Consider the following 24591-nt stretch of genomic DNA (forward strand, 5'->3'; position numbering starts at 1 on the left):
TGTTTTTCACACAGCAAGCCGCTCAGCAACAGCGCGAATTGACTGTCCCGCGCGCCTGCATCAGAATTCCGTCAGCATCACCAGATCACCTGAGAGCAACACTGAAGACAGGCCTTCCGCTATTCATTCCAGTTGAAGAGCAGCGGCCCCAAGGAAGTCGCTATGACTCGTCAAGCTGTGCGGTCTCTGCATCAACTCCTCTTTCCTTCTTATCAAAGCCGCAGCACAGAACTAGCTGCCCGGTTGAGCGCCGGGCTTGTGCTCTGGCTCGTGCTTGGGCAGTTCGCCGACTTCAATCCTTTGCAAGCGCAGGCCCAGGAATTGGAATTGGGAAAACCTGTGCAGCGTGAGTTGACTGCTGGTGGAACGCAGTCTTTTCAAGTGTCGCTGACGGCGGGCCAATTTCTGCACGTTGTCGTTGAGCAGCGCGGGATAGACGTGGTGTTACGGCTCTGGGCGCCAGACGGGCAAAAGTTGGTCGAGATGGACAGCCCGAACAGTACGCAGGGGCCTGAGGCTGCCGCCCTGATCGCTGAACAAACCGGGACTTATCGGATCGAAGCCGCGTCCTTAAATCAGGCTGTGCCAGCGGGACAGCTTGTCATGCAGCTTCAAGCGCTACGCCCAGCCACCGAGCAAGACCGTCGGTGGATTGCGGCGCAACGAGCCTTTCTTGAGGGCAATGCGTTGCAACGGCAAAGCACTGGGACAGCGCGCCAGCAAGCCATTGAGAAATTCCAGGAGGCGCGGCTCGCTTGGGGCATAGCTGGAGATCAGGTGATGGAGGCGCACGCGCTATTGCGCCTCGGCCAAACCTGGGGACGTTTGGGCCAACCGCAGCGAGCCTTGAGTTATGTTACCCAGGCGCTTGAATTGCAGCGCGGCGGCGCGGCACAGCGCGAGGAAGCCAATACCCTGGTTCTGCTCGGCAATATCCACAATGAATTGTGGGAACCCAAAAGAGCGCTGGAATACTTTGGCCAAGCCCTCATGCGCCAACGCGCCCTCGCTGATACCTATGCCGAAGCTCAGACGCTGCTCAATCAAGGCGCGGCTTATTACAGTCTGGGAGAAACCGCGCGGGCACTCGAAACTTACACGGCGTCACTTTCTTTCTGGCAAAAGGTGAAACATCGTCCGCGTGAGGCCACCACGCTGCACAACATCGGCTTGGTTTATGCGGCGCAGGGTGAGTTTCAGCAGGCGCTTGAGTACTATCTGCGCGCGCTGACTTTGCAACGGGTGCTGCAAAATCCCGAAGCGGAAGCGGATGAACTGAACAGCCTTGGCTCGATCAACGGACAACTGGGCGAATGGCAACAGGCGCTGACCTATTTTGAACAGGCATTGGCGCGTTGGCGGGTTGGCGGGAATCCGGCGAATGAGGCAGTGGCTCTCAAAAATATCGGCGCGGCTTATTTTGCGCTACAACAATTTCCGCCAGCGTTGGAGCATTACACCCGGGCGTTGAAATTGAATCAAGAGGTGCGCAATCGTCGTGGCGAAGCCCAAACGTTGGAAAAAATCGGCGAATTGCACGCCGCCCAGGCGCAACCGCTGAAAGCCCTCGAAGCGTTTGACCAAGCCCTGCCGTTGCGCCGCGCGCTGGAAGACCGCCGGGGCGAAGCCAGCACGCTCGCCCAATTGGGCAACGACTATCTGACCTTGGGTGTGGCGCAAAAAGCGCTGGATAATTTCACGCCAGCCCTGCCGCTTTATCGCGCCGTTGGCGACCGGCGCGGCGAGGCCAGTGTGCTTTACGGTTTGGCCCGCGTCGCATTTCTGCAAGAAATGCTCGCCGAAGCCCGCCAGTACATCGAAGCCGCTTTAACCATCGCCGAAGCCGTGCGCGCCGATGCCGGCAGCCAACAGGCGCGCACCTCTTACTTCGGCACCGTGCAGCAATACTACCAACTCGACGTTGACGTGCTGATGCAATTGCACCGCGTCCAACCCACAGCAGGTTTCGCCGCCCAAGCCTGGCAGACCAGCGAGCGCGCCCGTGCCCGCAGCTTGTTGGAAGAACTGGCCGACGCGCGCGCCGACATCCGCCAGGGCGCAGACCCGGCCCTGCTCGCGCGCGAACGCGAATTGCAGCAATTGCTCAACACCAAAGCCCAACGCCAATTGCAACTGCAAGAACAGCGCAGCGCCGAAACTTCTGTCAAAGGCTTGCAGCAAGATTTGAGCACGCTCGAAGACGAGTACCGCCAATTGCAATTCAAGCTGCGCCAAAGCAGCCCGCGTTACACGGCGTTGACGCAACCGCAACCGGTTGGACTGACGGAACTGCAACAGCAACTCGATGCCGACACGCTCTTGCTCGAATATGCGCTGGGGCCGGAGCGCAGCTATTTGTGGGCGGTGACGAAAACAGGGCTGACTGCCTATGAACTGCCCGCGCAAGCGCAAATCGCCAGCGCCGTGCAAACGCTCAACCGTTTGTTGACCGCGCGCGGTATCCGCGTTGTGGGCGAAACGCCGCCCCAGCAACGCACGCGGCTCGCCCAAGCCGACACGCAATTAAATGACGCAGCCCACGCGCTGAGCCGCCTGATCCTGTCGCCCGTCGCCGCACAACTCAAGCAACAGCCGCTGGTCATCATCGCCGATGGCGCGTTGCAATACGTGCCTTTTGCCATGCTGCCGGAACCAAGCAGAACGGAAGAGAAGGAAAGAGAGAATGCAGGAGCGCAATCCGCAATCCGCAATCCGCAATCCGCAATCCCCCTGATCGTAAATCACGAACTCGTCACGCTGCCCTCGGCCTCAACGCTGGCGGAATTGCGCAAAGCCTCGGCGGGCCGCACGCCTGCGCCAAAAATGCTGGCGGTGCTGGCCGATCCGGTTTTTAGCCGCGCCGATGCCCAGAGCCGCTTGAACACTGGCAAGACCGTTGCCGCCAAACCAGCGCCGCGCGCGCGCAGCATCCAGCACGAAGAAGAGAAACCTGCCGTCGCGCTGGGCCGCTTTCAAGCGCCGCGCTTGCCTTTCACGCGCCAGGAAGCCGAACGCATTTACGCGCTGGCCCCCGCCGAACAAAGCCTGAAAGCGCTGGATTATCAAGCCAGCCGCGCCACGGCGATGAGCGCGGAGCTGAGCCAATACCGCTATCTGCACTTCGCCACCCACGGCCTGGTAGACAGCGAGCACCCCGGCATGTCCGCCATCGTGCTCTCGCTCATAGACGAAAAAGGCCAACCGCAAAATGGTTTTTTGCGCGCCCACGAACTTTACAACCTGAACCTGCCCGCCGAATTGGTTGTGCTCAGCGCCTGCCAGACCGCCTTAGGCAAAGACTACAAAGGCGAAGGTCTGGTCGGCCTGACGCGCGGTTTTATGTACGCTGGCGCGCCCCGCGTCATCGTCAGTTTGTGGAACGTGAATGACAAAGCGACGGCGGAACTGATGGCGCGTTTTTACGAACGCATGCTCAGAGACGGCCAGCGCCCCGCCGCCGCCTTGCGCACGGCCCAGGTCGAGATGTGGCGGCAAAAGCAATGGGAAGCGCCCTATTACTGGGCGGCGTTTATGTTGCAGGGGGAATGGAAGTAAGCCCGCGCCTACTGGTTTCGGTAGTGGGTCAATGGGAAGAGAACCCAGCCGCAGATCAACGCCGACCAACGCAGATCAATTGAATGACGAACAGGATTGATCCGCGTTTTTCAGCGTTCATCGGCGGCAAAGTTTCTACCACAATCCGGTTTTCTTTTTCAGGTGAGGGGATCCCGCCCGCAATTCCGTTTGAAGAGGTAGGAGGAACTTTTATGACCAAGCGTATATCTTTGTTCGTTGCCATTCTCAGTCTGCTCAGCTTCGCCCAAATCGCCCACGGCCAAGACACGCGCGGCATCCTGCCCGAAGAGTTCATCAAGGCTCGCAAAGCCAAAGCCAAAACGGCAAACCCGGCGGCCAGGCGCAATCTTTATCGCAAAGCGACTGGCTCCGCTCAGCACGCAAACGCGGGCAATTTCGCGCAACTGGGCCTGACGATTTGGCGCTTGCGGCCAGCCAGGACGACCGACACCGGCGCACGCATCATCGTGCATCAAGAGGCCGAGACCATCGAATGGACGCCCGAACGCATCGCCGCCAACACGCCGTTGAGCCTGGGCGAACGCTTGCGCTTCAGCTTTGAAGCGCCGCGCGCCGGGTATCTTTACGTGATTGACCGCGAGCAATACGCCGATGGCAGCATGGGCGAACCGTCGCTGATCTTTCCCACCTTGCGCACGCGCGGCGGCGACAACCACGTCGAACCCGGCAAGCTCATCGAAATCCCCGGCCAGGACGACCGCCCGAACTATTTCACCCTGCGCCAAAGCCGCGCTGATCAAGCGGGCGAATTGCTGACCGTCATCGTCGTTGCCCAGCCCTTGCCCGGTCTGGAAATCGGCACGCAAGCCTTGTCGCTTTCGCCCACACAGGTGCGCCAATGGGAACAACAATGGGGCGCGCAAACCGAGACCTTCGAGATGGCGGGCGGCGCGGGCAAAGCCTGGACAAAAGCCGAGCAGGAAGCCGGGGCGGGCGGTACGCGCCAGTTGACGCAGGAAGAGCCGGGGCCGCAAACGATTTATCGGGTGGCGGTGAAACCGGATGCGCCCTTGCTGGTCAAAGTTGGGTTGCGCTATGGTCAAGCCACCCGCAAACCACGCCGTTGATGCCTGATAAAATTGATTAGGAAGAAGAGATTACGGAACAGCCGGAAATAACGGAATGGACGGAATGGCTTATGGATGAGGCCTTCCGTGTGTTCGGTTGTTTCCGTCTGTTCCGTAATCTCTTCCTTTCCTCGCAGGCAAAGCCACGTGTTGGCAACCCCGCCCACGTCCGCTACACTCATCGTTTGTTTTGTCGAACCAAATTCGTCCATGCAAGCAGGAGTCGTAGATGTCCGAACTGGAAGCGATCATCGTGCGCGGTGCGCGCGTTAATAATCTGAAAAACATCACGTTCACTCTCCCCTTCAACCAACTCACCGTCGTCACTGGCGTCAGCGGCTCCGGCAAGTCTTCGCTGGCGTTCGATACCGTCTACGCCGAAGGGCAGCGGCGTTACGTCGAATCGTTGTCGGCGTATGCACGCCAGTTTCTCGAACGCATGGACAAGCCGGATGTGGATGAAGTGCTCGGCATCTGTCCGGCGATTGCCATTAATCAGAAAAATTCGACGCGCAATCCGCGTTCGACCGTGGCGACGCAGACCGAGATTTACGATTACTTGCGGTTGCTGTTTGCGCGCATCGGCACGACGTTCTGTTACAACTGCGGGCAGGAAGTGAAACGCGACACGCCCCAATCCATCGCCGATGAAGTGCTGGCGTTGCCGACGGGCACGCGCTTTTACGTCCTGTTTCCCGCTGCGGCGGGCACCGAATACGTGCACGAAGAGCAGGTTCCCGAAGCCATCAATGGCGCGAAAAAGAAACGCGGCAAGGCAGCTCCGAAAAAGCCCGCGATCAACGTGCAGGCCCATTTGATGAGCCTGCTGCAACGCGGCTTCACGCGCCTGTTCACTGTCGCCGATCAACAGACCATTGAATTGCAAACGCCCGACAGTTTTACCGGCAAGGATTTTGACGGCGTGTATGTGTTAGTAGATCGTTTGGCGGTGCGCGACGACGTGCGTTCGCGGCTGGTGGATTCGGTCGAGACTTGTTACCGCGACGGGCATGGGCAGGCGGTGATTCAAACCGTGGGCGATAACCCACAGACGTTGGTTTACGCCGAAAAGTTTGCCTGCAAGCGTTGCAACATTGCTTACGTGCTGCCCGAACCGCAGCTCTTCAGCTTCAACAATCCGTTCGGTGCGTGCCCCAATTGCCAGGGCTTCGGCAACACAATCGGCGTGGATTTCAATCTGGTCATTCCCAATCGCGAATTGTCGCTCAAGGACGGGGCTATCGAACCGTTCACCAAACCGGCCTGGGAAGATTGGCGTGACGCGGTGCTCACCTTCGCCAAACGCGAGGGCATTCCCGCCGATGCGCCGTTTGCCAATCTGACGGCTGAACAGCAAAAAGCCGTGATCGAGGGGCGCACCGGGTTCAAAGGCATCACGGGCTTTTTCGATTATCTCGAAACCAAAAAGTACAAGCTGCACATCCGCGTTTTCCTCTCGAAATACCGCGGCTACACGCGCTGTCCGCACTGCGCGGGCGGACGGTTACGGCAAGAAGCGCGCGCGGTCAAAATCAACGGGCGTTCGTTGGGCGAAGTCAGCGCGCTTTCCATCCGCGATGCGCGCGCCTTTTTCAACGGCTTGCAACTGACCGTTGAGCAGATGGCGATTGCCGACCGGTTGCTGAAAGAGATCACTTCGCGGCTGAAGTTTTTGAATGATGTCGGCCTGGATTACCTCTCGCTGGATCGGCTGGCCTCGACGCTGTCGGGCGGCGAGGCGCAGCGCATTCAACTCGCCACGCATCTGGGGTCGTCGCTGGTCGGCGCGCTGTACGTGCTGGATGAGCCGAGCATCGGCTTGCATCCGCGTGATGGGGCGCGACTGATCAAACTGCTCGAAAACCTGCGCGACATCGGCAACACCGTGTTGGTGGTCGAACACGACGCCGAGATGATGCGCAACGCCGATCACATCCTCGACATCGGCCCCGGCGCGGGCGAACTCGGCGGCGAAGTGATTTACGAAGGCGCTTTCGCCGGGTTGCTCAAACACGAAGCCTCGCTGACGGGCCGCTACCTGCGCCACGAATTGCAGATCAAGGCGCCGACCGAACATCGCCCGCGCGGCAAGCATTCGATTCAACTGCGCGGCGCGCGCGAAAACAATTTGCAAAAGCTGGATGTCGAAATCCCGCTCGGCCAACTCGTTTGCGTCACCGGCGTGTCGGGCAGCGGTAAATCCACGCTCGTGCACACCTGCCTCTTCGCCGGATTGAAACACCAGCGCGGCGATTGGCAAGGCAACGTCGGCCAGTTCGCCTCGCTCGAAGGCGGCAAGTACCTAGACGACATCATTCTCGTAGACCAATCGCCCATTGGTCGCACACCGCGCTCGAATCCGGTGACGTACATCAAGGTCTACGACCTCATCCGCGAAGCCTTTGCCGAAACGCGCGAGGCGCAGGCACGCGGTTACAACCCCTCGCATTTTTCCTTCAACGTGCCCGGCGGTCGTTGCGAAACCTGCCAAGGCGACGGCACCGTCACCGTCGAAATGCAGTTCCTGGCCGATGTCGAACTGGTGTGCGAAGAGTGCAAAGGCACGCGCTTCAAATCCACGCTGCTCGAAGTCAAATATCGCGGCAAGAACATCCACGAAGTCCTCAACCTGACCGTGCGCGAAGCTATCGCCTTTTTCCAGCCCTTGCCGCGTATCGCGTCGAAGCTGAAAGTGCTGGACGATGTCGGCCTCGGTTATCTGCGCCTAGGCCAATCGGCGACCACGTTGTCGGGCGGCGAGGCCCAGCGCGTCAAACTGGCTTCTTACTTGACCAAAAAGGCGGGCGATCAATCGCTGTACATTTTTGATGAGCCGACGACTGGGTTGCACTTCGACGACATCAACAAACTGCTGGCGTCATTTCGCCGCTTGCTCGAAGCGGGCGCGTCCTTGATCGTGATCGAACACAACCTGGATGTCATCAAGACGGCGGACTGGATCATTGACCTGGGGCCGGAAGGCGGTGTGGGCGGCGGCGAATTAATTGCAGAAGGGCCGCCGGAAGCGATTATGCAGGTGGCAGAGTCGTATACCGGGCAGTATTTGCGGGCACATTTGCAACACGTGTCAGTAGCCCGACCGTGAGGGAGGGCGGGTGTCTAAGCCGGCCCATTGACTCGGCGCGCGAGCCTGCCCTCCCACACGGTCGGGCTACTGACACACCGTTATTCGTCAAGTTCTTCCACGTCTGGCAACTCGGCTTCGTCCGGCGGGAATTCGACGCGGTCGTACAGTTCGGCGAGCAACAGCGTGCAGCCGATGCTTGCCAAAGGGACGTGTTGCTCCAATCCTTCATACCGGCGGTACAACCAACTGCCATCCGCTTGGCGCTGGAAATGCTCGACCAGCGGCGCGCTTTGCGAGACCAGCACGTAATCGCGCAAGGTCGGATTCCATTTGCCGTAGCGTTGAAATTTCAAATTACGGTCGCGCAGTTCGGTCGAAGGCGAAAGCACTTCAAAGATGGCTGTTGGATTGGTGACGACGTCTTTGAAGTCGTCCAGTAATTCCGGCTCTCCGCAAATCACTACGGCATCGGGGTACGAAAACAAGCCTTTCGGTTTGCGCGGATTGTAAGGCAGTGGGCCACTGAGAATTTTGGTGTCTTTGGTACGCGCGCGGCAAGGCTTGCCCTTGAGTTGTTGCTGCAAGTCAGCCGCCAAATTGAGGCTGACATCGCCATGTGCCCAGCTTTCCCCCGCCATTTCGTAAATCTCGCCGTCCAAGTATTCGTGCCGTTCGTCGGCGTCGCGTTCAAGGCGCAAATACTCTTCGGGCGTGTAGCGCGGTGCGGGCGGTTGTGGTGGCAGCTTGCTTTGCGGTGTTGCCATTTGGTTTTTCCTCCTTGCTAAAAACGAACTGATCTTAACCCAGCGATTGAAGGTTTGTCAGCGTTTGCCAGCCGCCGCTTCCAAAGGATTCTCAGGCCAGGCGTGGCGCGGATAGCGGCGGCTGAGTTCGCGCCGAATGGCCGGGTAATGGCGTTGCCAGAAACCCGCCAGATCGCTCGTCACTTGCACCGCGCGCTGATTGGGCGCGAGCAGATGCAGCACCAAGGCGACACGGCCACCGGCAATTTTCGGCCCTTCTTTCATGCCGAAAAAATCCTGCAAGCGCGACTCGATCCAGGGTGTTTGGTGACGCGTGTAATTGACGCGCACCTGGCGGCGTCCGGTTAGCGTGATGGCATCGGGCGCATGTTGGGCGAGCAGGCGTTGCTGTTCGTTGGTCAGTTGTTGTCGCAGGACTTCAACCAATCCGCCCTTACTGGCTGCCGCGCGCAACTCGGCGAAGCTTTTCAAGCCGTCGCAAAGCTGCACCAAAGCTTGCTGAATTTCTGCTTCGCCAAAGTTGGGCAAGTTGGCTTCGGGAAAAGCGGCGGCGATGAAATCAGCACGCGCGCAAAACTGTTCGACCTTTTCGGGGTCTACGAATTTCTGCAAACCGGTGGCCAGCGCGGCTTCGGCCAGCACGTGCGCAGCTTCAGGCCCGTGGATTTGCTGGACGCGGCTTTCATCAAGCACCAGTTGGTCGTAAAGCAGTCGCTGGAAGACTTCGACGCGCTCGGCCTGGGCGTTCCAACGCGCTTCGGTGACTTCGCGCAACTGGTCGGCAAAGAGATCAATCAGCGATTCGGGTTTGATTTCCGAAGCGAGCCGCACCAGCGTGCTGCCGCGCTGCCCGGCTGCGACGTTGCGTTGCTCGGCATCCAGCGCGAGCAGGAAAGCGCTTTGTTGGACGACGCTGGCTTCGGACAATTCAGCCGCACCGCCCGCGCACAGCAATAGCTCGCGATTGTCGCCTTTCAGTGTGCGGCGTTTGGCGACGCGGTCGGGATACCCGGCTAGTAAGGCAAGCAACAGGGCTTCGTCTGTGTCTGAGGCTGGCCCTGGGTACGCACGCATCCCTGCGTGCCGGTGATCGTTCGCCCCTCGGCTCGCAGCGTTATCCTTTGCGCACAACCGCACCAGTTGTTTGCGCACGCGCTCCACGGCCAACACCGTGCCGACTTCCAAATCCATTTCCTGCAAGCGTCCCGGCGCGAAGTTGACGCGGGCGGCTTCGGCAAAACGATCCAGCCGTTCGAGCACATCGCTCGGCCCGGTGTGTTTGGCGCGGCACGGCGCGCGTGGCCCGCCCGCAAAGAGGTTGCTGGCGTGGATGTCGCGTTCGCCAAGTAGCGCCGCGATGGTGCAGGCGTCCGCCGCCGCGCCGCGCGTTTCGGCTTCGACCAGCAAGCGCGCCTGGCGTGGATGCAGCGGGAAGCGCAGCATCCGTCTGCCGATTTCGGTGAGGCGACCTTGCGCATCAAGCGCGCCGAGTTTGCGCAGCAATTCATCGGCTGCATTGAGGGCTGGCGTCGCGGGCGCTTCAAACCAAGCAAAGTCGGATAAGTCAGCGATGCCCGCCGCGTGCAATTCGAGCGCAGCTTCGGCCAGATCGAGGCGCTGGATTTCGGGCGCATCGTGCTTGGGGCGGACTTGGAAGTCTTGCGCGGTGAACAACCGCAAACAGCGTCCGGGCCGTGTGCGACCGGCGCGCCCAGCGCGTTGTGTGGCGGAGGCTTGGCTGATGCGTTGGACTTGCAACGTGGGCAAGCCCGACCAGGGCGAATGCGCGGCGACGCGGGCGAGGCCGGAATCAATCACCGCGACGACGCCGTCAATCGTGACGGAGCTTTCGGCGACATTGGTCGAGAGGATCACTTTGCGTTGCGCGGCAGGCGTGACGGCGCGGTCTTGCTCAGTAGGTGAAAGCTCGCCGTGCAGGGGCAGCACGAGCAAGTCGTGTTGTGTGGCCAGCGTTGCGCATGCGGCTTGGGCGCGGCGAATCTCTGCCGCGCCGGGCAGGAAGACGAGCACATCGCCGTCGAGCTTTTCATTCAACAAACGCTGCAAGGCTGCGACGACCTGTTCGGCCAATGGGCGCTGATCTTCGCGGGGCGCGTGTTCGATGGCGACGTCGAATCGTTTGCCCTCTGATCGCAACACGGGCGCTTGCAGAAACGCGGCCACGGGCGCGGCGTCGAGCGTGGCCGACATGGCGACCAGCTTTAAGTCAGGCCGCGTGGTTCGTTGCAGGCGGCGCAGCAACGCGAGCGCGAGATCGGCTTGCAGATGGCGTTCGTGGAATTCGTCGAGCACGACGATACCAACATTGCGCAGTTGCGGATTGTGGAGCAGCTTGCGCGTCAGCACGCCTTCGGTCAGGAAGCGCAGGCGTGTTTGCGGGCTGGCGACTTCTTCAAAGCGGACTTGATAGCCGACGGTTTCGCCCAGGCGCGCGCCGCGCTCTTCGGCGACGCGGTGCGCGGCCAGGCGCGTGGCGAGGCGGCGCGGTTCGAGCACCCAGACTTCGCCTTTGACGATGTGGGCGTCAAGCAAGGCGGCGGGCACACGCGTGGTTTTGCCCGCACCGGGTGGGGCTTCGAGCACTAAGTTGGCGGATTGCCGGAATTGGGCGATGAGGGCGGGCAGGACGTCGTCAATGGGAAGTGGCTGCATCGCGTTAGACTCAGTGGCTTCAAATTTCAGCTTGTGGCGAAGTGTTGTACTTGAGGGCCGATTCTTGATTCCTGACAAGCAAAAAATGAGCGCTGATTTTCTGCTGAGCAAGAATCAGGAACCGGGAATCAGTTTGCGCCCGCAGCGCTAAGTTTCTCTTCAATTTTGGAACTATTGAGACTACTTCCGCCCCAACTGAATTGCTTTCTCCTCAATGTCTTTGCGGCGTAAATAATGTCCGTCGCGCAGGAGGGAAACGTGAAAACGCTCTTCAATTAAAGGCAGATCATCGGTGGTAAGCAGCGCTTCCTGCTTTTCGCGCTCAGACATTTCCTGACAGGTGACGGTAAATGCGCCACCGATTTCATTGAAGAGGCGTTCAAATAAAGAGTTCAGGTCGGTGGTCAAAAGAGACTTCTTGCTGAAATAATTGAGTTGAACATTGGCTTCCATAACTGCTTCCTCAGAATCATGACGACTGCCAAACAGCACCGCTAAAAATGTCGAGAAATTCTACCACCATCATTTTACGTTCAACACCGGTGGCCGGATCACGCAAGGAAACAGTCTCGCCTGCCACCTGATCAACCACCACAAAATGACCTGGATTGCCACCGAGACGGGCGATGAAATGCCCGTGTGCGGCCAACGTCAGCAATTCCTGGTATGTGCCTTCAAGATAACCGCCTTTCCGACCGTGAGAAAACCGGTTCAGGTTTTCGGCCAGCGCTTGTGGCGTCAAGCCGCGATACCAGCCTTGGGTGAGGTTGGCTTGGAAAACCTGCACGCCCTTTTCGGCCAGCAACTGTTGCCCGCAAGCGCAGCCGCAACTATGGCGAGTCAGTTGCTTTTTCATGGTTGGCAATAGGCGGGCAAGACCCGCTGGCTTTGCTTTACCCGCGGTCTCTTGCCAAGGAATCTGCGTCCGCTTGTTCGCAGGTTCCTTGGCAACAACTTATTCGCCTGCTTTATGCGGCGTGCTTTGGTAATGCTCCGCCAGCAAATCCTTGCCGAAATCGCCGTTGAAATCGCGCCAGACCGTATGAATGTGATTGTTGTTGTTCTGGGTATCGTCGTATTCGATCATAAACGTCTTGCTCTGGATGCGGTAATAGTGCCCTTCGTTTTTGTTGATGCTGCCGGCCCAGCCAAAGTAAATCGTATCCAGCCCGGCCTTCTTCAAATTGTCGCGGCGCAGCTTGGCGACATCGTCCGGCACGCGGGCGAGATATTCGTCAATCAGCTTCATCAACTTGTCTTTTTGTTGCGCGTTGAGTTGGCTATAGGCAATGCCTTTGGGATCGAGGGGATCGGCTTTGGTCTTGCCGAGAGTGAAGATGTCGCCGGGCGCGGTCTTGTCATAAATCGCGATGGCGCGCTGTTTTTCATCCAGCAGTTGAATCAGTTCGCGGCCTTTGTCCTCTTCGTTGGGCAGTGCGCGGAAACCCGTGCGCGGGCCTTGGCGGACTTCCGCCGGGTTGTCGCCGAGTCCGAGCGGCGCATCGGCCAGCAATTCGCCTTTGATGATGGTGAAATTGAGCGAGACGTGATGGCCCTCGAAGCGCCAGCCCCATTTGTCTTTGGCGCCGGGCGTGCCGTAAATCGAGACGAAATACAGCATCTCATCGCGCGGGAAGCGGCGGTTCGGGCCTTCCAGTTCGCGCAGCACCGGTTCGAGGCTCATGATGCCGGTGACTTTCTGGTAGCCATACGCGCTCAGCCCGGTTTGCAAAAAAGCGTGCGCGAGTTTTTGTTGCGCCTCATTCATTTCTTTGAGCGGCAGCCCCTTGCGTTCGCGCGGCACATACGTCCAATCCATGCGGTTGGCATCGTCAAAGCCGATGACGGCTTTGGCTTTCTGTTCGGGCGAAAGCGCAGCCAGGAACTTGTTGGCGGCGTCAGCCATTTGGGCGGTCGTGCGTAATTTGGCGTGGCTTTGATAGCCGAACCAGGCGACAAAAGCGGCGACGGCCAGGTAGGCAGCAATTAAAACAGTGCGTTTGAAAGCAGGGCGTTGCATAGTGATCTCCGGTGAATTGGAAGTGGATCGCGATCTTTGCTAGCGGTGCGGGCAATGTATGCCGGGATACTGGGCAAGTCAATCGCTGGGCCAGAGTTGCCAAACTTCCGGGTCTACCCTATTTTGATGAAGAATTTCGTTGCTACCTTCACCTCACACACTTAGATCCGAACCAAAGGAGACTGATTATGGCAGCGCTGCGTTTTATGCTGTGCGCTTCGGTGCTGATGGCCGCGTGCCTCATTGTGTTGGCGCAAGACAATCCGTTTTTGGGCAAATGGGACATCACAGGCGTCGGGCCGCACAGTAGTTTTGTTTACTGGCTGGAGGTCAAACTGGAAGACGGCAAACTGACCGGCTACTTCCTCAATCGCACCGGCAGTGTGCTGAAAGTGGCTGACATCAAGCTGGAAAATGATGAACTCGTGTTCACCCCCGCAGGTTCCAGACCCGGTGCGCCGCCGCTGCCGAGCCATCACGCCCATTTGAATGAAGACAAGGACAAGCTTTTAGGCATGGTTACAGTGGGCGGGGAAGACATCGCCTGGCTGGGTGTGCCCGCGCCTAAGTGGGGCGAAGCCAATGCGAACAAAAAACTCAAACTTGGCACGCCCGTGGCGCTTTTCGACGGTAAGCATTTAGCCAATTGGGAAGGTCAGCATAAAGACAAAGAGATGGGTTGGAACATCGTTGACGGGGCCATGACCAACGAACCGCAGGCCAACAATCTGGTCTCGCGCCATCGTTTCCAGGACTTCAAGATTCATTGCGAATACAAAGTTGAAAAGAACAGCAACAGCGGCATCTATTTGCGTGGGCGTTACGAATTGCAAGTGCTCGACGATTTCGGCAAGCCGCCGGAAAGCCATAGTCACATGGCGTTGTATAGCCGCGTCGCGCCCAAAGTGAATGCCAGCAAACCCGTGGGCGAGTGGCAAATTATGGAGGCCACCATCGTCGGCAATCGCCTGACCGTCATCCTGAACGGCCAGAAAGTGCAGGACAATATCGTGATTGATGGCATCACGGGCGGCGCGCTCGATAGTAATGAAACCGAGCCGGGGCCAATCATGATTCAGGGCGATCACGAGAAAATTACGTATCGGCGTGTGATCGTGACGCCGATTTTGAACTGAAACCAGGTGCGCAAGTTCGGAGACTTTTGCACGTGACACTGTTCTGGTTTGCCCCTTTGTGCCGAAGAGAGGTTGGAAAGGTGAGAGTTGATGGATATTGCTGACAAGGTCTTTTCAAAGGCAGCCAAGCCGAAATTGCCGCAACGGCGGTGGGCCGGTTGGGCCGAGACCCTTTACGCAGCTTTGAAGCCCGGGCCGGACGCTTGGGGCGGGGCGATCACCGGAGCGGTGGCGGCGGGGGTCACGCTGGTGATGTTGATGACCTCGTCCTTTCACAGCGGACTGGGCACGGTCGCCGATGCGATTTTCGTGGTGCTGGCGGCGTTTCTGGGCATTCAGTTACTGAAGTTTTTGATCAATGGTTTGTTGGCGTTGTTGCGCGCCGTGCCGAAGGCGGTTCTCAGTTCGATCCTCAGCGCAGTCCTGACGGTTTTCCTGGTGCCGATGTTAATGGGCAACCCGAATCCATTGCTGGCGCTATTTGCGTTGGTCGTCGTGTTGGAAGCCTTGTTTGGTATGTGCATCGCCGCACTTTGGGGTGGAGAACTAAAGCGAGCGAACTGGCTTAAACGTATTGTCGTGGGTGGGGCGTTAGGGCTGACGCTGGCGGGCAACGTAATGCTCTTTTATTGGCTGGCGAATGGCGGCAGCGATGAACCTTTGGCACAGGCCAGCTTGCTGGCCGGGAAGAAGGACCTGCCATTAGCCGCACCCGATCCGGCGGCCCCCGGGCCTTTCGCGGTCGAAACGCTCTTTTACGGCAGCGGCACTGACCGGCAACGGCCAGAGTATGGGCAAGGGGTAAGCCTGAAAACTGCGCCGGTGGATGCGCGTTTGCTCTTGCCCTTTTGGCATGGTTATAAGGCCAAACTGCGGCAGTGGTATTGGGGCTTCGGCCCTGACCGGTTGCCGCTCAACGGACGTGTCTGGTACCCCAAAGGTGAAGGCCCCTTTCCGCTCGTGATCATTGCGCATGGCAATCATGCGATGGAAGTGCCCTCGGACGCGGGCTATGCCTACTTGGGCGAACTGCTGGCGAGCCGTGGTTTCATTGTGGTGGCCGTGGACGAAAATTTCTTCAACGTTTCGTGGTCGGGTGATTGGGAGGGCAAGGCGATGGCGGCGCGGGCCTGGATATTATTGCAGCATTTGCGGGTCTGGCGCGGCTGGAACGAAGCGGCGGAGAATCCTTTTTACCGTAAAGTCGCGCTCGACCGCATTGCGCTGCTCGGCCATTCGCGCGGCGGCGAAGCCGTGGCGGTGGCGGCGCTGTTTAACCGGCTTTCGCATTATCCCGATGACGCGCGGCTCAAATTCGATTTTCACTTCGACATCCGCACCGTCGTGGCCCTGGCGCCCACGGCGGATTACTATCAACCGGCGGGGCAGCCGCTGACGTTGACCGATGTCAATTACCTGCTGATGCACGGCGGACATGACAGCGACGTGGCGGTCTTTCTGGGCAGCCGCCAATATCAGCGCGTTAAATTCAGCGGCGCCGGAGACTGGCATAAATCCTCGATTTATCTCTATCGCGCCAATCACAGTCAGTTCAACACCGCCTGGGGCAGTGCGGATTGGAGCCAGCCGTTCGGGGTCTTGCTCAACCGCAAGCCATTGTTTAGCGGCGCAGAGCAACGCCAAATTACGAAGCTGTATGTCTCGGCCTTTCTCGACGCGACCTTGCGCGAGCGGCGTGCCTATTGGCCGCTCTTCCGCACGCAGCAGGCCACGGCGGACTGGCTGCCAGCCACGATTAGCTTGCAGCAGTATCAGGATTCCAGTGTTCATATCCTGAGCGATTACGAGGAAGACGTGGATGTCGCGACGGCGAGTGTGCCCGGTGTCTTGATCGAAGGCGGCAATCTGGAAGTCTGGCGCGAAACGAAGCTGCGCTTGCGCTTGGATGAAGAGGCAAACCAGGCAAACAATGTCGCGCGGTTGGAATGGACGCCCGGCGCGCCGCCCGCATTTTATCGCTTCACGTTGCCGGCGGGGTTGGCCACAACCTGGAAGCTCGATGAAACGGCGCGGCTCACGCTGGCCTTGGCGAATGACAGCGCGAACCGCCAGACGGTTGAGCTGATGCTGGAATTAACGGATGCCGAAGGCGCGCACGCGCGGTTACCTTTGCGCCGCTTCGCCGCCTTGAATCCGCCCTTACCCATTCGGCTCGCCAAAATGGCCGCGCTCGAATCCTGGCTGCTCAAACCGGCGGAGTTGGTTCCGCAAACCATCGAACTGCCGTTGGCGGAATTCGTGCGCGCCAATCCGTTGTTTAAGCCTGCCCATTTGGCGACGATTACGTTGCAGTTCGACCGGCAGACGGCGGGCGCGGTGGTGTTGGATGAAGTCGGGTTCAGCCGGGAAAATTAGACGTTATCGGGAAGAGGGATTAACCACGGGGAACACCGGGGAAGAGGGGGGAAGCACAAACTGAACCAGCAGATCGCCACTCTTCCTCCGCATGTATTTTGCTTGGTTTCCCCGTGCGCCCCGTGTGCCCCGTGGTTCGTTCGTTGCTTAATCCCGATAAGGTATATTGAAGCGACAGAGCATGCCCACTCGCAAAAAAATCTATTTCTCGATTGCCGCCCTGGTGGCGCTGCTGATTGGCGGCACGCTCGGTTATCATTTTATTGAAGGCTGGCCGCTGTTCGATGGTTTGTACATGACCGTCATCACGCTGGCGACCATCGGTTACGGCGAGGTGCAAACGCTCTCGCAAACGGGCCGGGCCTTTACGATTGTCTTGATTGTCTTTGGCGTGGCGTTCTTCGGCTTCCTGCTTTCGACGCTGACGCAGGCGCTGATCGAGAGCGAGCTTGCCAATACTTTAGGGAGGCGCAGAGTGTTTCGTGACATCAGCCAATTAAAAAATCACTACATCCTGTGCGGCGCCGGCAAGGTCGGCCTGCGCATCATCGAAGAGATCAAAAAGAAAGGCGAAGAGTTCGTCATCATCGAACGCGACGAACAGGTCGCCGAACGCCTGTTGACGCAGGGCCATTTGGTGTTGATCGGCGATGCGACGGATGAAGCCGTCTTGGAAGGCGCGCGCGTGGCGACGGCCCGCGCCTTGATTACAGCGGCATCCAGCGACCCCGAAAATGTGTATATCGCGTTGACTGCGCGCGGCATGAATCCGGAGTTGTATATCGTCTCGCGCGCCACCGACGCCCACGCCGAACGCCAGTTGATGCGCGCCGGGGCCAACAAAGTCGTCTCGCCCGCGCTGATTGCCAGCCATCGCATGGCCCAGGCGGCCCTGTCGCCCGCCGTGGCTGATTTCATCGAATTGACCACCATGACCGAATCGCTCGATCTGCATTTCGATCAGATTCGCATCGCCGCTGGTTCACCACTCGACGGCCAAAAAATTAAAGAGGCGAATGTGCGGGCCGAATATAACGTGATGCTGGTCGCCATTACGCCAGCGCAGGGCGCGATGATTTTCAATCCGAAGGGCGAACAAACCTTGCACGCGGGCGATATGTTGATTGCCATTGGCAATCGGGCGGGCTTGAGCCATCTGGCGCGCGTCGCCGCCGCCGAACGCGGGCACAAAGCCAAATCATAAGATTCGAGCCTGGGCGAAGCTGTCTTCGCAACAAAGTTGGCGAGCAAGCCTGACCGGAAAACTGCTTGCCAGATATGTCGCCGTCTGAGTAACATACAAAACGCATTCAGTGCTGCCGTGTCCCCCCAGTGGCAACTGTTCGCTCCGTAGCAAATCCGCACTTTACGGTTGGCGCGCAAAAGATTCGACAACCCCGAATATATGAAGCTTCCTTCGCTCCTGAATTTAGTCACGGATGATTTAGCGATTGACCTCGGCACCTCGCGCACGCGGGTCTTTGCCCGGGGCCGCGGCATCGTGGTGAATGAACCGTCGCTGATGGCCTACGACATGCCTTCGCGCGAAGTCGTCGCCGTTGGCCTGGAAGCCCTCGAACTCGAAGGCCGCGCCTCTGAAGACATCCAAATCATCAGCCCGCTGCAAGACGGCGTCGTGGCCGATTCCACCTTTGCCGGAAAGTTGCTGAGCAACTATTTGAAGAAAGCCCGCGATGGGCGTTCCAGCATTTCGCGCCGCGTGTTGATCTCAGTGGCTTCGGACGCCAGCGATATTGAACAGTACGCGCTGCGTTACGCTTCCAAAGAAGCGGGCGTCACGAATGTTCATTTCATCAACAAAGGCCTGGTCACGATCTTGGGCGCGGGCATTGATCCTGACGATCAACGCGCCACCTTGGTGGTGGATGTGGGCGCGGGCACGACAACGATTGCCGCGATGGTGCACAACCATCTGATTTTTACGCGTACCTTGCGGCTGGGCGGCAACGATATGGATAAAGCTTTGGTCGAGATGGTCAAGGCCAATCACAACCTGCACGTCGGGCCGCGCACCGCCGAGCGCGTCAAGATCGAATTGGGCTGCGCCGTGCCGCTCGATCAAGAGCAGACCACGATGGTCAAAGGCCGCAGCGCCGTCAACGGCCATCCCGAAATGGCCTTCGTCAACAGCATCGAAATTCACGAAGCCATCGAACCCGTCGTCGCGCGCATCAGCCGCGCCGTGCAGGACGCGCTGGAATCGCTGCCGCCCGAAGCTTCCGGCGATATTTATGATCGCGGCATCATCCTGGCGGGCGGCGCTTCGCTGCTGACGGGTTTTGACGAACGGATGATGAAAGACACGGAACTGGCTGTCTCGCTCACCGAAAGCCCGGCACGCGCGGTGATTCGGGGGCTGGGAATGTTATATGAAAATCCGCTCGCGTTACGGCAGGCGATTTTGAAAGGGGACTAGCGGCAAAAAGGGCCGCCAGCATCTCAAAGACGCTGGCGGCCCTTTTGTGTTGTGCGTGGCATGCCTATAATGCCCCGCGAGCCGAGATTCAAATTGACGAGGTGCGATCTTCAGACGAATTACTTACGCTGACCGTATTCAATTCGCTACGTCGCCAGTCAGGCCGGGTTTGGCAGTCCGCCCGCGCGTGACCCAGCCTTTTGCGCGCCCATCAGCACTGCACAAACAATCCAAACCGCATTCAATTCAAGCAACCGTAAACTGCTCACCCAACCTGATGACGGAAAACGTGGCTGGCAAGGCCAACGCCAACGCGCGTGCTCCTTTCGCTGGTTGTGTGGGGATGTCTTTTTCGTTTTGCGCCAGCGACCACGATGCTGTGCGCGCCAACAAACTGAAAGGGAAGCGCCGATGAATGGAAGGGTACTGGTTTTGAATTCGACCTACGAGCCAATCAACGTCTGCACGACGCGCCGCGCCATCGTCATGATCTTGAAAGGCATCGCCCGCACCGAAGAGAAGCATGCGCAGCATTACCGTTCGTCACACACGCACATCCACGTGCCCTCGGTCATCCGCTTGACGCAATACGTGCACATCCCCTATGAACGCAAGAGCCTCTCGCGCAAAAACATCCTGCTGCGCGACCATTACATCTGCCAATACTGTGCCCGCGTCCTGCCCACCGCCGAGTTGACGCTTGACCACGTGATCCCGAAATCGCGCGGCGGCGGTTCGGGCTGGGACAATCTGGTGACCTGCTGCAAACGCTGCAACAATCGCAAGGGCAATCTGCTGCCCGAAGAAGCCGGCATGCGCCTGCTCAAACGCCCGCAATCCTTCAGCCACAACGTCAATCGCCAGATCATGCGTTACCTGGGCCGCAGCGACGAAGCCTGGCGCAAGTATTTGTTTTATGAATCTTAGCTGCTTGGCTCCTGGGTACGCACCGCTTCCAGCGTGCAGCCTGGGAAGTTGCGCTGGTCAGCCGATAGCTCTGACTTGACGCCTGCACGCTGGAAGCGGTGCGTACCCAGGTGTGGTTTGTAACGTTTCGACCTGCCTTTCCACTTGCACATGCGGTTCGTTTGCCTGCACCACATTCCCCCCAAAGTTCAAATTGTTCGCGGAGGATTCATGCTCAAATACAGCCGAGGTGTTGTTGGACTACTCTGTCTTGCCAGTTGTGTCGGTTGGGCGGCGTTCAATACCGGCACGGCCCAAGCACAACGAGAACCGGAAGAAACAACCCCCAAACAGCAATGGACACCGGAAAAATTAGCCGCCGAAAAATGGCTGCTGCACGAATGGCACGAGCAGCAACTAGCCGCGCTGCCCGATGACGAACGCCAACGCCTGGCCGCCGACATCATCTTGCAGGATGTCAGCGACATCTCGGTGATCCAAAACAGCAATCTGATCGCCCGGCAGCCCAACAACTTCGATCTCAACGGGCGCACGTTGAATTTTGCGCCCGCTGGCCGAGGCTACGTCATCAGCAACGTGGGGCTGGCCTTTGATAACAACCTGGGCAGCAAACTTGATCTCGTCGCCGCGCCCGCCGTCAATCCCAAGCCCGGCGCGCAACCAGGAGATGATGCTTACGTGGGGCAAGACCTGGGGTTTAGCTTTCCGCTCTTTGGCGACGGTTACACCATCGTCGCCATCGCCAGCAATGGCAGCCTGACGTTTCGCAATGCGGGTGCCGTCACCGAGGGGTTTAACCTGGCCTCCGTCGCCAGCGAAACGTTGATTGATTTGCGCACCGGGCCGCCGCGTTTGGCGCCGTATTGGCACGATCTCGATGGCCGCCCAGCCAGCACGCCCGGCACCAACGGCGTTTATTTTCGCCGCGAAACCGACCGCGCCGTCATCACCTGGAACAACATCCGCGACTTTCCGAACGACCCGCAGCGCGATAAAGGCGTGCAGCGCTTTCAAGTCATCATTTTTCGTGATGGGCGCATCAGCTTCAATTACGACACCGTGCAACTCACCTCGAAGGCCCTGGTCGGACTCACGCCCGGCGCGGCGTTCAATTCGCCGGTATCCGTGAATTTCAGCAGCATCCCGGCCAGCGTTTTCAGCAGCGCCATCGCCGAGTTTTTCACGCTAGATCCGGGCATTGACGAATTGGCGGTGGCCAAGACCTTTTTGCAAAACCATGCGAATCGCGACGCCTACGATTTTATCTACGTGATGACCGATTTTTACTACGACCTGAGTGGTGCGCAGGCGGCCTATCTGCCCGTGCGGAACGAGGTCAGCGGCATCGGGTTGAACACCTTCGACAACGACCCGAATGGCGCGCTGGGAGCGCGGCGCATTCAGGGCATCATCAGCTTGAGCAACATCAGCGCGCTCTATCCCGATTCGCCGGTGGCGCGCTTTCTGGGGGCTTACAACGTGTGCGGCGTGCTGGCGCAACAGACGGGCCAGCGCTGGTTGGCGGCGGCGCGCACCACGGGCAGCGATGCCAAAGTGTTGCTCGGACGCGACGAAGCCAATTGGAGCACCTTCTTTAACACCGAGTCTGGCATGAGCAGTCCCGCCGCGCGTCGTTCTTCGGTGATGGAGGGGAATTACTGGGAAGAGATTAGCGGCGGGCGTTATATGTCCAACAGCCTAGCCGATGGTTATTCGCAACTGGATCAATATCTGATGGGATTGCGTCCTGCCAATCAGGTGGGCGATTCGTTCGTGCTGACGAATCTGACCAGCAATGGCGGCGTTGATCGCGCCTTCGGCGTGCGCGCCGGAATCGTGGTGACAGGCACGCGCCAACCTGTGACCGTCAACGACATCGTGGCCGCGAATGGCGGACGTTCGCCTGATGTCAACGCTGCGCGCAAGAACTTTCGCGCAGCCTTTGTGCTCGTCACGCGCAGCGCCCAGGCGTCAACCGAGACGATCACCAAGATCAATAGATTGCGGCTGGCATTTGAGAGTTACTTCGCCCAGGCGACCAACTATCTGGGCAGTATTAACACCGGCATTGCGGAACAGCCGACCTCACGCGTTATCGCGGCAGCCTCGGCGGCTAGTTTCAAAACTGTCGTCGCGCCGGGCGAGATTGTCGCGCTCTTTGGTGCCGATCTCGCAGGCGGACGTTTTTCCGCCCAGACCCAACCATTGCCGACGACGCTGACGGGCGTGCAATTGCTGGTGGATGGCATACCCGCGCCGCTCTTTTTCGTGTCGCCGGGTCAGATCAATTTTCAAGTGCCGCGCACGGTGGCGGCGACGACGCTTTCGCCCGGCTTCAATTCCGCGACCGCGCTGCTCGAAGTCCTGCGCGACAACCAACTCATCCGCCTCGGCACCGTGCAAGTAGCGCCCGTCACGCCCGGCCTTTTCACAGTCAAAGCCAACGGCGCGGGTGAGGTGTCCGCCGTGGATGCCTTGCGCGGCACGGCGGGGCCTTTTGAGGCTAAACAAGCCAACGGCCAGCCCAACGTCCTGGCGGTGTTCGGCACAGGATTGGGGCTGGATGGAACCGATGTGAGCGGCGACCAGGCGGGCAGTGTGCGCGTGAGCTTTGATGGTGTGGCCGGGAATGTTTTGTATGCGGGCCGCGCGCCGGGCTTTGTCGGGCTGAATCAATTCAACGTCCAGTTCCCGGCGAACATCGCTTCAGGGGCGCGCACAATGGTCATTACGCGCAATGGCCTTCCGAGTCAGGCTGTGACGGTGACGATTCGTTAAGGCGCGCAGGCCAAGCAGAGATTACGGAACAGACGGAAATAACGGAACAAACAGAGAAACCAACTGAGGTTATCGCGCCGTCTGTTCCGTTATTTCCGTCTGTTCCGTAATCTCCTTTTTCTTCACCCGACATCGTCTGCCGGCAACTTATCCTGAAACTGATCTTCGTCCTTCAGTTCCTTCTTCAACCGCTGCAACTCGCGTTTCAACTCTTCGACGATCTTCGTGTAGGCTGGATCGCTGTAGAGGTTGTGCATCTCGCCTGGGTCTTTTTGCAGGTCATACAGTTCCCACTGATTCAGCTTGTTGAAGAAAATCAGCTTGTAGCGCTGCGTGCGCACGCCGTAATGCGCCGCGACGTTGTGATGCAGCGGATGGTAGTAGCGGTAATACATCGAAGTCCGCCAGTCCCGTGGCATGCGGCCCGTCAGCAAGGGCAGGAAGCTGCGGCCCTGCATATCGGCGGGCACTTTTTCACCCGCCGCGTCCAGCATCATCGGCGCAAAATCCACGTTGAGAATCATCCCCTTGCTGACGCTGCCCGCTTTGATCTTGTTCGGCCAACGAATGAGGAAGGGCATGCGCAACGACTCTTCGTACATAAATCGCTTGTCAAAAAAGTTGTGCTCGCCGAGGAAAAAGCCCTGATCCGAGGTGTAAATCACGATAGTGTTCTTGGCTAAGCCGCTCTTATCCAGCCAATCCAGCACGCGCCCGATGTTGTCATCCACCGAGGCTACGCACGCCAGGTAATCGCGCATGTAGCGTTGATACTTCCACCGCTTCAAGGCCGCGCCGCTCAAGCCTTCGGGCGGTTTCATCTTCAAATCGCTTTCATTCAAATCAACGTCAATGTGCATCGTGGATTGCCGCGCCGCGTCCGACTTGCCCTTGTAATCGTCGTCAAAGGTCGCCGGGATAGGCACTTCGACATTCTCGAACTGCTTGCGATGCTTCTCGTCCGGCTGCCAGTTCCGATGCGGCGCTTTGTGGTGGTACATCAGAAAGAAGGGCTTGTCCTGCGGGCGCTTCTGCATAAATTCCAGCGACAGGTCGGTGATGATGTCGGTGGCGTAGCCGGGATATTTTTTGCGCTGTCCCATCTCAATCATCATCGGATCGAAATACGCGCCCTGACCGGGCAGTATGTTCCAGTAATCAAAGCCCGCCGGTTTGCCCTCGTCAGGCCGTTGCGGATCGTTGCCGCCCAAATGCCACTTGCCGATCATCCCGGTGTAATACCCGGCTTGTTGCATGTACTTCGACAGCAACGGCTGCGTGTTGTCTATGTGATTGAAGACAGGCACGCCGTTGATGTGCGCGTATTTGCCCGTCAGGATGGCGGCGCGGCTGGGCGTACAAATCGAATTGGTGACGAAGCAGTTCTCGAACTTCATCCCCTCTTTCGCCAGCCGGTCAATGTTGGGTGTCTGAATCAGCTTGCTGCCATAGGCGCTGATCGCATGCGCGGCGTGGTCATCGGTCATGATGAAGATGATGTTGGGCTGCTGCGTGGCCGTGCGTTGCGATTGAGCTTGGCTTAGCGGCAGACCCAGCAGCAGCAAGGACAGTCCGAGCAGTAGGGAACGAGTAAAGGTTTTCATAGGTGACTCCTAAATGGTGTGATAGACAGAAATGATCGGCTCAATGCCTGTTTCTTTTTGTCATGACGAACCGAACTTCCTCTTCGTGCCCATTCTGCCTTCTCAATTCAACATTCTACATTCC

General features: G+C 58.7%; 15 protein-coding genes. 9 read left to right on the plus strand and 6 right to left on the minus strand.

The window, feature by feature from the left end:
• Nucleotides 1–162: 162 nt before the first annotated feature.
• From HY011_10925 to uvrA, 3 genes are all read left to right on the plus strand, one after another.
• A complete protein-coding gene (locus tag HY011_10925) occupies nt 163–3555 on the plus strand; it encodes a CHAT domain-containing protein (GenBank protein MBI3423439.1) in 3393 nt (1130 codons plus the stop codon).
• A 212-nt stretch (nt 3556–3767) separates the two neighbouring features.
• Complete coding sequence (locus HY011_10930; protein ID MBI3423440.1) at nt 3768–4664, plus strand: DUF4384 domain-containing protein; 897 nt, start codon at nt 3768–3770, stop codon at nt 4662–4664.
• Between the two features lie 229 nt (nt 4665–4893).
• Nucleotides 4894–7770 carry an excinuclease ABC subunit UvrA gene (uvrA, locus tag HY011_10935; protein ID MBI3423441.1) on the plus strand — a complete coding sequence of 959 codons (2877 nt, stop codon included), beginning with the start codon at nt 4894–4896 and terminating at the stop codon, nt 7768–7770.
• Between the two features lie 80 nt (nt 7771–7850).
• Here the strand turns inward: uvrA and HY011_10940 are convergent, their stop codons facing one another.
• From HY011_10940 to HY011_10960, 5 genes are all read right to left on the minus strand, one after another.
• Nucleotides 7851–8516, minus strand: coding sequence for a Uma2 family endonuclease (locus tag HY011_10940; protein ID MBI3423442.1), 666 nt, complete (start codon nt 8514–8516; stop codon nt 7851–7853).
• Nucleotides 8517–8573: 57 nt separating this feature from the next.
• Complete coding sequence (gene hrpB / locus HY011_10945; protein MBI3423443.1) at nt 8574–11189, minus strand: ATP-dependent helicase HrpB; 2616 nt, start codon at nt 11187–11189, stop codon at nt 8574–8576.
• A gap of 180 nt (nt 11190–11369) precedes the next feature.
• A complete protein-coding gene (locus HY011_10950) occupies nt 11370–11642 on the minus strand; it encodes a hypothetical protein (protein ID MBI3423444.1) in 273 nt (90 codons plus the stop codon).
• 16 nt (nt 11643–11658) lie between these two features.
• Nucleotides 11659–12045 (minus strand): hypothetical protein, encoded by a 387-nt coding sequence (locus HY011_10955; GenBank protein ID MBI3423445.1) that lies wholly within the window; start codon nt 12043–12045, stop codon nt 11659–11661.
• Nucleotides 12046–12144: 99 nt separating this feature from the next.
• Nucleotides 12145–13209, minus strand: a complete 1065-nt coding sequence (locus tag HY011_10960) for a DUF3500 domain-containing protein (GenBank protein ID MBI3423446.1) — start codon at nt 13207–13209, stop codon at nt 12145–12147.
• Between the two features lie 188 nt (nt 13210–13397).
• On the opposite strand from HY011_10960, the gene HY011_10965 reads away from it, so the two are divergent.
• The 6 genes from HY011_10965 (at nt 13398) to HY011_10990 (ending at nt 22863) form a co-directional block, all read left to right on the plus strand.
• Nucleotides 13398–14345 carry a DUF1080 domain-containing protein gene (locus HY011_10965; protein ID MBI3423447.1) on the plus strand — a complete coding sequence of 316 codons (948 nt, stop codon included), beginning with the start codon at nt 13398–13400 and terminating at the stop codon, nt 14343–14345.
• Nucleotides 14346–14435: 90 nt separating this feature from the next.
• Nucleotides 14436–16721, plus strand: a complete 2286-nt coding sequence (locus HY011_10970) for a hypothetical protein (GenBank protein MBI3423448.1) — start codon at nt 14436–14438, stop codon at nt 16719–16721.
• A 181-nt stretch (nt 16722–16902) separates the two neighbouring features.
• On the plus strand, nt 16903–17925 hold the full coding sequence (locus tag HY011_10975; protein ID MBI3423449.1) for a potassium channel protein: 1023 nt from the start codon (nt 16903–16905) through the stop codon (nt 17923–17925).
• A gap of 168 nt (nt 17926–18093) precedes the next feature.
• Nucleotides 18094–19158 (plus strand): rod shape-determining protein, encoded by a 1065-nt coding sequence (locus HY011_10980; GenBank protein ID MBI3423450.1) that lies wholly within the window; start codon nt 18094–18096, stop codon nt 19156–19158.
• A gap of 411 nt (nt 19159–19569) precedes the next feature.
• Entirely contained in the window at nt 19570–20085 is a 516-nt protein-coding gene (locus tag HY011_10985) for an HNH endonuclease (GenBank protein ID MBI3423451.1), read from the plus strand.
• 210 nt (nt 20086–20295) lie between these two features.
• Nucleotides 20296–22863 carry a hypothetical protein gene (locus tag HY011_10990; GenBank protein MBI3423452.1) on the plus strand — a complete coding sequence of 856 codons (2568 nt, stop codon included), beginning with the start codon at nt 20296–20298 and terminating at the stop codon, nt 22861–22863.
• 122 nt (nt 22864–22985) lie between these two features.
• Here the strand turns inward: HY011_10990 and HY011_10995 are convergent, their stop codons facing one another.
• A complete protein-coding gene (locus HY011_10995) occupies nt 22986–24467 on the minus strand; it encodes a sulfatase (protein MBI3423453.1) in 1482 nt (493 codons plus the stop codon).
• Nucleotides 24468–24591: the final 124 nt, after the last annotated feature.

It is taken from the genome of Acidobacteriota bacterium (assembly GCA_016196035.1).
Taxonomy (GTDB): Bacteria; Acidobacteriota; Blastocatellia; order RBC074; family RBC074; genus JACPYM01.